The sequence below is a fragment of the Telluria sp. RT2P19 genome (assembly GCF_059685725.1).
In genome coordinates, this window is the sequence record NZ_JCASIL010000009.1 from 1 (window position 1) to 13,288 (window position 13,288).

The window sequence follows — 13,288 nt, forward strand, 5'->3', positions numbered from 1 at the left end:
AACCAGCTTTTTGAACCGGGGCGCCTTCACGATTCACTCCTATGGACGACGATAGGGGTTGGACCGCCGGGCAGCTCAACAGTTCAACGCTCATCCATATTTAACGTGTACATCGCCTTTTTCTTTGCACCCCGGTGCTCCAGAAAGCCCAGTTCTGCGCTAGCATCGATTCATGGATAACGCATCCGCCAGCCCTGGTATTCCGGGACGCGGCCTGTCCCGGGCCGCGATGGGCACGCTTCTGCTCGGATTGCTGCTCACGTCACTGCTGTGCGGCGCGGTGCGCAAGATCGAGTTCGATCGCACCCAGGCCGAATTCGACCAGCGCGCCGTGGTGCGGGTCGCGGCCGTCACCCGCGCCTTCGCCGAAGCCACCGATGCGGCGCGCGCGGTCAACCTGTTCTTCCGCGCCTCCGATGAGATCACGCGCGAGGAATTCGATTCCTTCGCGCAACCGCTGGTGGCGCGCCACGGCTACCTGCAGGCGCTGGTGTTCCAGCGCTTCGTCGGCAACGCCGAACGCGCCGCTTTCGAGTCCGAACGGCGCGCGTTCTGGCCCGGCTTCGAGATCCGCGAACGCGGGGGCGACGGCGCCAAGAGTCTGGTGCGGGCCGGCGTGCGCGAGCGCTACCTGGTCAACGACTACGTGGCGCCGATCGTCGGCAACGAAGTCACCTTCGGCTACGATGCCTGGTCGTATGCGCCGCAGCGCGCCTATACCCAGCGCGCGATCGACACCGGCGAACCCGCCGCCAGCCCTATCATCGACCTGCTGCAGGGCGGCGGCGCCCGCCACGGCGTCCTGATCACCCTGCCGGTGTACCGGACCGGCGCGCGTCCGCTCGGGACGGCGGCGCGGCGCGCGGACGTCGTGGGCGACACCGAGGTGGTGATCGACGTCGCCCAGCTGGTCGGCGGCACGCTCGAATCGGTGCGCCTGCTCGACGACGACAACTTTGCCCTGTCGCTGCGCGGCCCGGATGCGCTCGGCAATATCGTCACCGCCTACCAGCACGGGGCCCTGGCCGAACCCATCGGCTGGTGGGAAAACGTGCTCGACCGCATGAATCTGCGGCATGCGGAGACCTTCGAGATCGCCGGCAGCCCGTGGCAGGTAGTCGTCGAGGAACAGCCGCCGGCCCTGGGCAAGCACATGGCCGAGCTGGTCGCCATGGTGCTCGGCCTGATCCTGAGTTTCGCCGCCGCCGGCCTGGTCCAGCAGCGGGTGGCGCGCACGCGCCGCATCGAGGCCCTGGTCGAGCAGCGCACCTCGGCCCTCGAGCGCGCCACCGGTTCGCTGCGCCTGTACGAGCGCGCGATGGAGGCGAGCGCCAATCCGATCCTGCTGGTCGACGCCCAGCAACCGGGCTACCCGATCGAATACGCCAATCCGTCCTGCGAGCGCACCTTCGGCTATCCGATCCGCGAACTGGCCGGCCAGCCGCTCGAATTGCTCGCCGGGCTGGATGCCGACCAGCCGGCGGTGCAGGCGCTGCGCCGCGCCCTGCACGAGCAGCGCGAGGAACATGCGCTCGTCACGGTCCACACGCGCGACGGCGCCGAACTGATCAGCGACGTGTATATCGCGCCGGTGCGCCGGGCCGACGGCCAGGCCGGGCATTTCGTGGTCACCATCTACGACGTCACCACCGCCAAGCGCTACGAGGAGGAGCTCGAGCGCCATGCGCATTACGACACCCTGACCGGCCTGGCCAACCGTTCGCTGCTGTCCGACCGCATTGAGCGCGCCATCGCCAATGCCGGCGGCATGCCGGTATGGACCGTGCTGCTCGACTTCGACCACTTCAAGCTGATCAACGATACCCTTGGCCGGCGCGCCGGCGACGAGGCGCTGCGCCTGCTGGCCGGCCGCATCAAGGGCACGCTGCGGGCGGTCGACACCGCGGCCCGGGTCGGCGGCGACGATTTCGTGCTGGTGCTGGTGGGTGTCGCCGACGAGCGCCAGGCCGCGGCCCGCATCCAGCTGGTGCGCGAGGCGGTGGCCGAGCCGATCCACCTCGCCGGCCAGCGCCTGGTGTTCAATTGCAGCGCCGGCGTGGCCGCCTTCCCGGCCGACGGCCTGGATGCCGATACCCTGGTCAAGCACGCCGAGATCGCGATGTACCGCGCCAAGTCCGGTGGCCGCAACGGGGTACAGTTCTATGCGCCGCACATGAATGCCCAGGCCTTCGACCGCCTGGCGCTCGAGAGCGCGCTGCGCCTGGCCTTGCAGGACAAACAGTTCGAGCTGCACTTCCAGCCCCAGGTCGACCTGGCCACCGGCTGCGTGGTCGGCACCGAGGCGCTGATCCGCTGGCGCCATCCGCTGCTGGGGACGGTACGCCCGGACCGCTTCATTGCCCTGGCCGAAGAGACCGGCCTGATCGTCCCGATCGGCGCCTGGGTGCTGCAAACGGCGTGCCGCCAGAACCGGCGCTGGCAGCGCGCCGGCCTGGGACCGCTGCGCATCGCGGTCAACCTGTCGGCGCGCCAGTTCGCCGAACCCGACCTGATCGACACCGTCGCCCAGGTGCTGCGCGATACCGGCCTGCCGCCGGCCTCGCTCGAGATCGAGCTCACCGAAAGCATGATGATGGCCGATGCCGACGCCGCCATCCACACCATGGAATGCCTCAAGCGCATGGGCGTCAAGCTCTCGATCGACGACTTCGGCACGGGGTACTCGAGCCTGCAATACCTCAAGCGCCTGCCCGTGGACGTGCTCAAGATCGACCGCTCCTTCGTGCAGGACATCGTGGGCAATCCCGACGGCGCGGCCCTGGTCGACGCCATCATCTCGCTGGCCCACGGCCTGCGCATGCAGGTGATCGCCGAAGGCGTCGAGACGATCGAGCAGCTCGACTACCTGCGCGGCTGCGGCTGCGACGAGGTGCAGGGCCACGTATTCAGCCGTCCGCAGCCGGCGCTGCGGATCGAGGCGCTGCTGCGCGCCGGCCGCATGGAGCCTGTCACCAGCCCGGCCTGAGGCGTGTCGTTCCCAGTGCAGCCTGGCGCATTTGTGCCGTACCATGGCCGGCGCCCCGGTCAGCTATACTTGCCGCACATTGATTGTTTGACCAGGCAGGATTAGCGAGTGGACCAGAAACACGACAACGAGAACACGGATACCGTGCACGACGCGCCCACCGTGCAGCAACGCATCGAACTGATGGCCCGGCGCCTGTTCGCCGGCGCGTCGAGCCGGGCCGGCGCGCTCACCTCCAACGCGCGCGAGCGCCTGCATGGCCGGCCGCTGCCGGTCAAGCTGGCATTGCTGTCCCTGTGGGGCATGGCCGCCGGCCTGATGGCGATCCTGGCCTGGCTCCTGATCCTGATTCCATTTACCCCCGGCATTGACGACCTGGAGCAGGCCAGCCGTTCACGGCCCTCGGTCATTCTGGACGCCGGCGGGCGCCCATTGGGCACTTTCGAGCAGGGCCTGCAGGAGCGGGTCAAGCTGTCGCAGATCTCGCCGCACGTGGTCAAGGCACTGATCTCGACCGAGGACCACCGCTTCTACGACCACCACGGCGTCGACTTCAAGCGCGTCGCCGGCGCCCTCTGGGCCAGCGTGAAGGGCGACCCGCAGGGCGGCTCGACCATCACCCAGCAGCTGGCGCGCAATATGTTCCCGCAAGAGATCGGCCGTGCGCGCAGCATCAACCGCAAGATGAAGGAACTGATCACCGCGATCAAGATCGAGAACACGTACAGCAAGACGCAAATCCTCGAAGCCTACCTGAACACGGTGCCTTTCCTGTACAACGCCTACGGCATCGAGATGGCGTCGCGCACCTATTTCGGCAAGCCCGCGCGCAAGCTGGACATCCTCGAGGCGGCCACCCTGGTCGGCATGCTCAAGGGCACCCACTACTACAACCCGGTGGCCAATCCCGAGCGCTCGCTGACGCGCCGCAACGTGGTGCTGGGCCAGATGCGCAAGCACGGCGCCTTCGACGACAAACGCTACGAGGCGCTGGTCAGGCGCCCGCTGCGCCTGCGCTTTGCGCGACTGCCCGACCGCAGCGGCAAGGACAACCATTTCACCCATCACGTGCGCAAGTGGCTGCTCGACTGGGCCGACGAGAACGACTACAACCTGCAGCTCGACGGCCTGGTGGTGCGCACCACGCTCGACCCCGAACTGCAGGCGGCGGCCGAGCGCGCCGTGCGGCGCCAGGCCGACATCCTGCAGGCGATCGCCGACGTCGAATGGGCCAACCCCAATGTGCCGCGCTCGACCGCGACCGCCATGTACACGTCGATGCGACCGAACATCGATCCGTTCTCGTACTACTGGATCACCCACGCGCGCGTGCTGGACGCCTTCGTGCGCGAGAGCGCCGAATACCGCAGCGCGCTCGAGGGCGGTGAAGAGCCGGCCGCGGCGCTCAAGCGCCTGAAGGCCGATCGCCGCTTCATGCAATCGCTCAAGAGCGCCAAGTCGCGCCTGGAGGCGGGGTTCGTCGCCATCGATCCGGCCAGCGGGCAGGTGAAGGCCTGGGTCGGCAGCCGCGATTTCGAACGCGACCAGTACGACCACGTGGCCCAGGCCGCGCGCCAGCCGGGATCGACCTTCAAGCCCTTCGTGTATGGCGCGGCGCTCGAGCACGGCATCGCGCCCGACCAGGCCTACCGCGACGTGGTGCAGGAATTCCGCGGCGATAACGGCAGCGTGTGGAAACCGACCGACATGGACGGCAATAGCGGACGGTCGATGCCGATGCGCGACGGCCTGGTATTTTCCAAGAACACGATCACCGCCCAGGTGAGCCAGGATGTCGGCCTGCAGCCGATCGTGCGCCTGGCCCGGGGCCTGGGTGTGCGCCAGAGCCGGCTGGAGGCGGTGCCGTCGCTGGCCCTGGGCACGAGTCCGGTCACATTACTGGAAATGGTCAGCAGCTACGCCACGATCGCGGCCCTGGGCCAGTACCACGTGCCGATCTTCGTGAGCCGCATCGAGGACCGCGAAGGCAACGTCATTGCCGATTTCGGCGGCGGCCAGCCGGAGCAGGCCATGTCGCGCGAATCGGCGGAAGAGCTGATCGACATGCTGCGCGGCGTGGTCACGCGCGGCACCGGCAACGGGGTGCGCAGCCGCTTCGGCATCCGCGGCGACCTGGCCGCCAAGACCGGCACCAGCCAGAACAACCAGGACGGCTGGTTCATCATGATGCACCCGAACCTGGTGGCCGGCGCCTGGGTCGGCTTCAACGACAACCGCGTCACGATCCGCAGCAGCTACTGGGGGCAGGGCGGCCACAATGCGGCGCTGGTGGTGGGCGACTTCTTCCGTGGCGCGTTCGATGCCGGCAGCCTGGACGCCAAGGCCACGCTGCCCGGCTGGCGCGCGCCCGCGCCGCGCCGCTATGTCGAGGAAGAAGAAGTCGAAGAGATCTTCACGGACGAAGCGCAAGAAGTGCTGCCGGTGGAAGTCCCCGAGGAGATGCAGGCACTGCCGGCCCCGGCGCCCGAACCGATCGAGCCGGTGCAGCCCATCGAGCCGATCGAGCCTGCACCGATCCAGCCTAGCGCGCCGCCGATTGGCGTCCCGACCCCGTCTGGCGATCCGATTCCCGCGCCGCAGCCGTCGGAGCTGTAGCCGGCGCCGCGATCAAGGCTGGATCGGCCTTGAGCAGCGGATAAGGGTTGATGGCGCCTTGCGTGTCGTACACCCCGTAATGCAGGTGCGGCGGCGTGCCCTTGGCGTTGCCCGTATTGCCGACGTAGCCCAGCACCCGGCCGGCCTCGATGCGCATCCCGGCTTGGACGTCCGAGTAGCGGTCCAGGTGGGCGTAGTAATGCCGCTGGCCGCCCGGGCCCATCACCCATACGACCAGGCCGCCCAGGCGGTTGGTGCCCACCTTCGTGACGATGCCTTCGGTGCTCGACAGCACCGGCGTGCCGCGCTTGGCGAAGATGTCGATGCCCTCGTGCCTGCGCCCTTCGCTGCGCGCGCCGCCCCAGGTATCGCGTAGCGCGCGTGGCCGCACGCCCTCGACCGGCACCGGCAAAGCCTGGGGCGTCGGCATGGCGACCAGGCGCGCCGTGTAGAGAGCCCGTTGGATATACGGCTCCAGGAGCCCATAAGCCAGCACCAGGACGATGGCGACGAACAGGCTGCGCAGGAAGACGGCCATCTACAGGATCGGCGTGCCGCCGGTCACCGCGATGCGCGCGCCCGAGATGTAGCTGGCTTCATCCGACGCCAGCATGACGAAAGCCGGCGCCACCTCTTTCGGCTGGCCGGCGCGCTTCATCGGCACCTGGCTGCCGAAGCTCTCGACTTCTTCCGGCGGCATGGTCGACGGGATCAGCGGCGTCCAGATCGGTCCCGGCGCCACCGAATTGACGCGGATGCCTTTCTCGGCCAGCAGCTGGGCCAGGCCGGCGCTGAAGTTGGCGATCGCGCCTTTGGTGGTCGCATAGGCCAGCAGCGTGGGCTTTGGTTTGTCCGAGTTGATCGACGTGGTGTTGATGATCGACGAGCCGGGCGCCATGTGCTTCACCGCTGCCTTGCAGATATGGAACATCGCGGTGATGTTCACCTTGAACGTGTAGTCCCATTCCTCGTCCGGGATCTCCTCGATCGAGTCGCGCGACATCTGGAAGGCGGCATTATTGACGAGCACGTCGATCCGGCCGAACTCGGCCACTGCCTTGTCGACGATGGCACGGCAGTGGGCCGGGTCGGCCAGGTCGCCCGGCACCAGGATGGCGCGGCGCCCGGCTTCCTCGACCAGGCGCGCCGTTTCCTTGGCGTCGTCATGCTCGTTCAGATAGGCGATCAGCACATCGGCGCCTTCGCGCGCGTAAGCCAGCGCCACCGCGCGGCCGATGCCGCTGTCCGCGCCGGTGATCACGGTGGCCTTGTCCTGCAGGCGGTGGCAGCCGCGGTAGCTGGATTCGCCGTGGTCGGCTTGCGGGTGAAGCTGGGCTTCATGGCCGGGCGGTTGCTGCTGTTGCTTCGGAATTTCCATCGGTAGCTCCGTTTCTTGACTGGGTGCGTGAAGTGCGACGCCGCCTCGCGCGGACATGACGCGACCTGCGGCAAGGCGCGGCCGGCGCCGCAAGAGAGAGCGCGGACCGGCCCTGGGGCTGGCCCACGCGATCGAACCGGGATCAGGCTGGCGTGTCAGCGGCCCAGGTGCTCGCGCACCGCGCTGGCGCTGACGCCGACCTGTCCGACGGCGCGCTCCAGTTCTTCGCGGGTCACGCCCAGGGCTTCGGTCCAGTAGCGGACCTCGTGATCTTCATGCAGGTTGATGCGCGAACGGTCTTGCTGGCCGCGCTTGGTGAGGTCATCGGACATGATGTGCTCCTTTCACTGACGATGAAGCACAGCGTGACAGCCTCGGGCGGCCGCTTCCGTTAGCTGCCTCACGCTGGCGCACGATCCGCGGGTGGCGCCGAGCCGCCGCCGACATGCCAAGGAGCGGGATTTGAGGTACGCTTGCGGTACTCGAATCGCAAGAACAAGGAGACTCCATGGCCGCACCTTACGCATCGTCCCAACCCGAGCGCACCGCCATCGACGCCACCCCGGGCCTGGTCGCCCTCGACTTCGGCACCAACTGGTGCGGCTACTGCCGTGCCGCCGAGCCGCTGATCGAGCAGGCGCTGGGCGACTATCCGGGCGCCCGGCACATCAAGGTCGAGGACGGCCCCGGCCGCCCGCTGGGCCGGTCGTTCCGCGTCAAGCTGTGGCCGACCGTGGTCGTGCTCAAGGATGGCCAGGAAGTGGCGCGCGTGGTGCGTCCTACCGGCGCCGACGCCGTGCGCGAGGCGCTCGCCCAGGCGGGTGCATGAACGACGCCGTACTGGATCCACCGCCAGCCGCCAACAAGCCTCGCACCGTCCTGTTCGCAAGCCTGATCGGCACCACGATCGAGTTCTACGATTTTTATATCTACGCCACCGCCGCGGTGCTGGTGTTCCCGCGCCTGTTCTTTCCGGCCGGCGACCCGGGCGCCGCGACCTTGCAGTCGCTGGCGACCTTCGCCATCGCCTTTTTCGCGCGGCCGGTGGGTTCGGCGCTGTTCGGCCATTTCGGCGACCGTATCGGACGCAAGGCGACGCTGGTCGCGGCCCTGCTCACGATGGGGATATCCACCATCCTGATCGGCATGTTGCCGACTTATGCCCAGATCGGCGTCGCGGCGCCGCTGCTGCTCGCGCTGTGCCGCTTCGGCCAGGGCCTCGGACTGGGCGGAGAATGGGGCGGGGCGGTGCTGCTGGCGACCGAGAACGCCCCGCCGGGCAAGCGCGCCTGGTACGGGATGTTCCCGCAATTGGGGGCGCCGATCGGCTTCTTCCTGTCCGGCGGCGTGTTTCTGTTGCTCGGCGAATTGATGGACGACGATACCTTCTTCGCCTGGGGCTGGCGCATTCCCTTCCTGGCCAGCGCCGTGCTGGTGGCGGTGGGCCTGTATATCCGCCTGAAGATCACCGAGACGCCCGACTTCCAGAAAGTCCTCGACAGCAAGGCGCGGGTCAAGGTGCCGGTGGTGGCCGTGCTGCGCGACCATCGCCGCGCGCTGGTGCTCGGGACCTTGACCGCGCTGTCGACCTTCGTCATCTTCTACCTGATGACGGTGTTCGCGCTGAGCTGGGGCACCGCCCAGCTGGGCTATACGCGCCAGGAATTCCTGGTGCTGCAGCTGGTCGCGGTGGTGTTCTTCGCGTTGACGATCCCGCCCTCGGCCCTGCTGGCCGACAGCCGCGGGCGGCGTAGCGCGATGATGCTGGTCAGCGCCGCGATCGCCCTGTTCGGCCTGTTGTATGGCCCGCTGTTCGGCTCCGGCGGCTGGGTCGGGGTCACTGTCTTCATGGTGCTCGGCATGTGCCTCGTCGGCTTCACCTACGGCCCGCTCGGCACCTTGCTGGCCGAGCTGTTCCCGGCCGAGGTGCGCTATACCGGCTGTTCACTGACCTTCAACTTCGCCGGCATCCTGGGCGCCTCGGTGGCCCCGTATATCGCGCTGTGGCTGGGCACCAATTACGGGCTCGAGTTCGTCGGCTACTACCTGAGCGCCGCCGCCATGATCAGCCTGGCGGCGCTGGCGGTGGCCAAGGGCCTGGCACCGTCCGCCGCCCGGTGAGCCGGCGCCGCTTCGGCCGCCTGGACGCGCGTTCGCCCACGCCGGCCGACGACGATTTTCTCGAGGCGCTATACCTGGACACGCGTCCCGATCTCGGGGCGCTGCCGGTCCCGCGCAGCGTCATCGAAGGCATCGGGCGGCACCAGCGCAGGCTGCAGCTCGACGATTACGCGCGGCGCTATCCGGCGTGCGAGACCTGGCTGGCGATCGAGGCCGGTATGCCGGTGGCGCGGGTGGTGCTGGATCGTACCGACGACGTGCTGCGCATGGTCGACCTGTCGGTGGCGACGGCGGCGCAGCGCAGGGGCATCGCGCGCGCCGTATTACTCGCCCTGCAGCAAGAAAGCGATGCCATCGCACTGCGCGTACGGGCCGACAACGCGGCTGCGCGCGCACTGTATGCAGGGTTAAGCTTCGTGACCATGCGCGACCAGGGCGCCACCCTGGAACTCATGTGGACCAACGGGACATTGCATCCGGATTGAAGCGTGCGGCGTGTATGCGAGACCTTCAAGGAGATCCGCCATGCCCGCACCCGCACTCACGCCCCCCGACACCGCCGCACCGCTTGACAGCACAGGCGCCCCGGCCAGCAAGCCGCGCACCGTCCTGTTCGCCAGCCTGATCGGTACCACGATCGAGTTCTACGACTTCTATATCTATGCCACCGCAGCGGTGCTGGTCTTTCCGGGGCTGTTCTTCCCGGCCGGCGACCCCGGGGCGGCGACCCTGCAGTCGCTGGCCACCTTCGCCATCGCGTTCCTGGCCCGTCCGGTCGGCTCGGCCCTGTTCGGCCACTTCGGCGACCGTATCGGACGCAAATCGACCCTGGTGGCGGCCCTGCTGACGATGGGCATCTCGACCGTCGTCATCGGCCTGCTGCCGACCTACGCCCAGATCGGCGTTGCCGCCCCGCTGCTGCTGGCGCTATGCCGCTTTGGCCAGGGCCTGGGCCTGGGCGGAGAATGGGGCGGGGCGGTACTGCTGGCGACCGAGAACGCACCGCCGGGCAAGCGCGCCTGGTACGGCATGTTCCCGCAGCTAGGGGCGCCGATCGGGTTCTTCCTGTCCGGCGCCACCTTCCTGCTGCTGGGGGAAGTGATGAGCGACGAGGCCTTCTTCAGCTGGGGCTGGCGCATTCCCTTCCTGGGGAGTGCCTTGCTGGTCGCGATCGGCCTGTACATCCGCCTGAAGATCACCGAGACGCCCGACTTCCAGAAGGTCCTCGAGCGCCGCGCGCGCGTCAGGATGCCGATGGCGACGGTACTGCGCGAGCATGGCCGCACGATGCTGCTGGGCGCGTTCGCGGCCATGGGCGGCTTTGCCTTCTTTTACCTGATGACGGTGTTCGCGCTTACCTGGGGCACGACGCGCCTGGGATTCACGCGCCAGCAATTCCTGCTGCTGCAACTGTTCGCGATAGTGTTCTTCGCGCTGACCATTCCCTTGTCGGCGCTGCTGGCCGACCGCCTCGGACGGCGCGCCGCCCTGATGCTGGCGAGCGTGGCGATCGGGACCTTCGGCCTGCTATACGGTCCGCTGTTCGGCGCCGGCGCATGGCTGCCGGTCGGTGTCTTCATGGTGCTGGGCATGTGCCTGGTCGGCTGCGCCTACGGCCCGCTCGGTACGCTGCTGGCCGAGCTGTTCCCGGCCGAGGTGCGCTATACCGGCGCTTCGTTGACGTTCAACCTTGCCAGCATCCTCGGCGCCTCGGTGGCGCCTTATATCGCCCTGTGGCTGGGCGCCAATCACGGCCTGGGCCATGTCGGCCACTACCTGAGCGCGGCCTCGCTGGTCAGCTTCGTGGCGCTGGTGCTGCTCGGCCGCCACCAGGCGGTCGATTCGGGGGCGATCTGTCAGAACGAGTAGACCATCGTCAGCGAGGTCTGGGTATCGGTGTTCTTCTTGTCTTCAGGGACGCTGCTGTCGTTGCGCACGCTGAAACCGGCCTTCATCTGCATGCTGCCGTTGATCTTGGTGCTGAGCGAAGTCTCGGCTACCGAATGGGTGTTGCCGGTGCCTTTCTCGACGCTCACGGTCTGGGCGAAGAAGGCCGATGGACTGACTTGCCAGCGGAACTGGGCGGCGCTGCGCACCGTCATGCCGTTTTCCTCGTCTTCGTTCTCGCGCTCGCCGAACGAGTAGCCCGGACCGATCTCGACGTCGAGCGTCTTGTCCGGCGCGGTGTACCAGCGCGAACCGTAGCCGATACCGATCGTCGAGTACTTGCGGTAGGCGCCGAAGCGGTCGTCGGTGTGGGTGGCCAGCACGAACGCGCGGCGGCCTTCGCCGAGCAGCTTGAGCGACGCCTTGGCCGAGGTGGCCCAGCGCTGGGCCGAGCGGCTTTTCACGGGCTCGCCGAATTCGTCCTCGTACTCGTCTTCCTTGAAATAGCCGCTGGCGATGAATTCATGGCTCCAGCGCGTCGTCTCGTGGCGGGCGTCGATCTTGCCCGTGACCGACGTGCCGTTGGTGTTGCCCGAGGTCGTGATTGCACCGAGTTCGGCGGAAGTGAACCAGCCGCCGTCGGGAATGGCGGGCATCATCACGGCCAGGGGCGCATGGACGTCGCCGATTTGGGGAAGGTCGGGAGTGGCGAGCGCCGCACCCGGGAGGCCGGCCAGGGCCAGCGCCAGGATCGAAGAAGGTTTCATCAGCATCTAGGTAAAGCCGCGAGTTGGCGGACATTGTAACGCAAAGACAGCGCGATGCGATGCATTCAAGCATGTATGGGCCGCCGTTTGGCGGCTGCCGGCGCACGACCTCAGGTCCCCACGTACACGATCTTGAAGGCGAACAGCGCGGCGATCACCCACACCACCGGCTTGACCTCGCGCGCGCGGCCCGTCAGCAGCTTGAGCACCGCATAGCTGATGAAGCCGAACGCGATACCTTCGGCGATCGAGTAGGTGAACGGCATGCCCAGCGCCGTGACCGCGGCCGGGATGCTTTCGGTGCTGTCGCCCCACTCGACGTCGCCCAGGTCGGACAGCATCAGGCAGGCCACGAACAACAGCGCCGGTGCGGTGGCGTAAGGCGGCACCACGGCCGCCAGCGGCGCGATGAACAGGCAGGCCAGGAACAGCGCCGCCACCGTCAGCGCCGTGAGGCCGGTGCGTCCGCCGGCCTGCACGCCGGAGGCGCTCTCGAGATAGGCGGTGGTGCTCGAGGTGCCTAGCATGCTGCCGGCGACGATGGCGCCGCTGTCAGCCAGCAGCGCCTTGTTGAGGCGGTCCATCTTGCCCTCGACCAGGAGGCCGGCGCGGCGCGCCACGCCCATCAGCGTGCCGGTGGCGTCGAACAGTTCGACCAGGAAGAACACCAGCACCACGTTCAGGATGCCGGCCGCCAGCGCGCCCGGAATGTCGAGCTGGAACATGGTCGGCGCGATCGATGGCGGCGCGGAGAACAAGCCCTGGTACGTGTTCCCGCCGAAGAAGAAGCTGAGCACCGTCACCAGCACGATGCCGATCAGGATCGCGCCGCGCACTCGCAGGCGGTCGAGGGCGACGATGGCGAAGAAGCCGGTGACGGCCATGATCGCGGCGGGTTGGTGCAGGTCGCCGGCCTTGACCAGCGTGGCCTCGTTGGCGACCACGATACCCGCGTTCTTGAGGGCGATCAGGGCCAGGAACATGCCCAGGCCCACCGTGATCGCGACCCGCATCGAGCGCGGGATGCCGTCGACGATCATGGCGCGCAGGCCGACCATGGTGACGACGATGAACAGGCAGCCCGAGATGAACACGGCGCCCAGCGCCGCCTGCCACGGAATGCCCATGCCGAGCACGACGGCGTAGGCGAAGTAGGCGTTCAGGCCCATGCCGGGCGCCATCGCGATCGGGTAGTTGGCGTACAGGCCCATGATGGCGGTGCCGCCGGCGGCCACCAGGCAGGTGGCGACGAACACCGACTCCCTCGGCATGCCGGCGTCGCCCAGGATCGAGGGATTGACGAAGATGATGTACACCATCGTCAGGAAAGTGGTCAGCCCGGCCATCATCTCGGTGCGGATGGTGGTGTTGTTCTCGCTGAGTTTGAAGAGTTTTTCGAGCATGGTGGGCTTTCAGGAGGTGTTTTTGCCCGAAGCATAACACCGGGGCCGGGCGCCTGCAGGGCCGGCGCGCCATGCGGGGCCCGCCGTGCCCGTGCGCGGTGTTACCATGCCGGCACGATCATCCATCTTT

Annotated in this window: 11 protein-coding genes; 6 read left to right on the forward strand and 5 right to left on the reverse strand. The window is 67.8% G+C overall.

Features of this window, described 5'->3' with window-relative positions; all coding sequences use genetic code 11:
- The first annotated feature begins 172 nt into the window (after window positions 1-172).
- Both AC56KW_RS12640 and AC56KW_RS12645 read left to right on the forward strand, forming a co-directional pair.
- Window positions 173-2,986 (forward strand): bifunctional diguanylate cyclase/phosphodiesterase, encoded by a 2,814-nt coding sequence (locus AC56KW_RS12640; RefSeq protein ID WP_497171084.1) that lies wholly within the window; start codon window positions 173-175, stop codon window positions 2,984-2,986.
- 108 nt (window positions 2,987-3,094) lie between these two features.
- Entirely contained in the window at window positions 3,095-5,602 is a 2,508-nt protein-coding gene (locus AC56KW_RS12645) for a penicillin-binding protein 1A (protein WP_497171085.1), read from the forward strand.
- Here AC56KW_RS12645 and AC56KW_RS12650 read toward each other — a convergent pair.
- From AC56KW_RS12650 to AC56KW_RS12660, 3 genes are all read right to left on the reverse strand, one after another.
- Complete coding sequence (locus AC56KW_RS12650) at window positions 5,529-6,140, reverse strand: M23 family metallopeptidase (RefSeq protein WP_497171086.1); 612 nt, start codon at window positions 6,138-6,140, stop codon at window positions 5,529-5,531. The genes AC56KW_RS12645 and AC56KW_RS12650 overlap by 74 nt on opposite strands.
- Complete coding sequence (locus AC56KW_RS12655) at window positions 6,141-6,980, reverse strand: glucose 1-dehydrogenase (protein WP_497171087.1); 840 nt, start codon at window positions 6,978-6,980, stop codon at window positions 6,141-6,143.
- Window positions 6,981-7,135: 155 nt separating this feature from the next.
- Entirely contained in the window at window positions 7,136-7,312 is a 177-nt protein-coding gene (locus tag AC56KW_RS12660; RefSeq protein ID WP_497171088.1) for a DUF3606 domain-containing protein, read from the reverse strand.
- 176 nt (window positions 7,313-7,488) lie between these two features.
- Here AC56KW_RS12660 and AC56KW_RS12665 point away from each other — a divergent pair, with 176 nt between their 5' ends.
- Genes AC56KW_RS12665 through AC56KW_RS12680 form a run of 4 tightly spaced genes read left to right on the forward strand, consistent with a single transcriptional unit; the run spans window position 7,489 to window position 10,970 of the window.
- Entirely contained in the window at window positions 7,489-7,809 is a 321-nt protein-coding gene (locus tag AC56KW_RS12665) for a thioredoxin family protein (protein WP_497171089.1), read from the forward strand.
- Entirely contained in the window at window positions 7,806-9,101 is a 1,296-nt protein-coding gene (locus AC56KW_RS12670; protein ID WP_497171090.1) for an MFS transporter, read from the forward strand. The genes AC56KW_RS12665 and AC56KW_RS12670 overlap by 4 nt, the downstream gene beginning before the upstream one ends.
- A complete protein-coding gene (locus AC56KW_RS12675) occupies window positions 9,098-9,586 on the forward strand; it encodes a GNAT family N-acetyltransferase (protein WP_497171091.1) in 489 nt (162 codons plus the stop codon). Before AC56KW_RS12670 ends, AC56KW_RS12675 begins: the two co-directional genes overlap by 4 nt.
- A gap of 40 nt (window positions 9,587-9,626) precedes the next feature.
- Window positions 9,627-10,970 (forward strand): MFS transporter, encoded by a 1,344-nt coding sequence (locus AC56KW_RS12680; RefSeq protein WP_497171092.1) that lies wholly within the window; start codon window positions 9,627-9,629, stop codon window positions 10,968-10,970.
- Here the strand turns inward: AC56KW_RS12680 and AC56KW_RS12685 are convergent.
- Window positions 10,958-11,761, reverse strand: coding sequence for a DUF481 domain-containing protein (locus tag AC56KW_RS12685; RefSeq protein WP_497171093.1), 804 nt, complete (start codon window positions 11,759-11,761; stop codon window positions 10,958-10,960). The two genes, AC56KW_RS12680 and AC56KW_RS12685, sit on opposite strands and share 13 nt — an antisense overlap.
- A gap of 104 nt (window positions 11,762-11,865) precedes the next feature.
- Window positions 11,866-13,158, reverse strand: a complete 1,293-nt coding sequence (locus tag AC56KW_RS12690) for an NCS2 family permease (protein WP_497171094.1) — start codon at window positions 13,156-13,158, stop codon at window positions 11,866-11,868.
- Window positions 13,159-13,288: the final 130 nt, after the last annotated feature.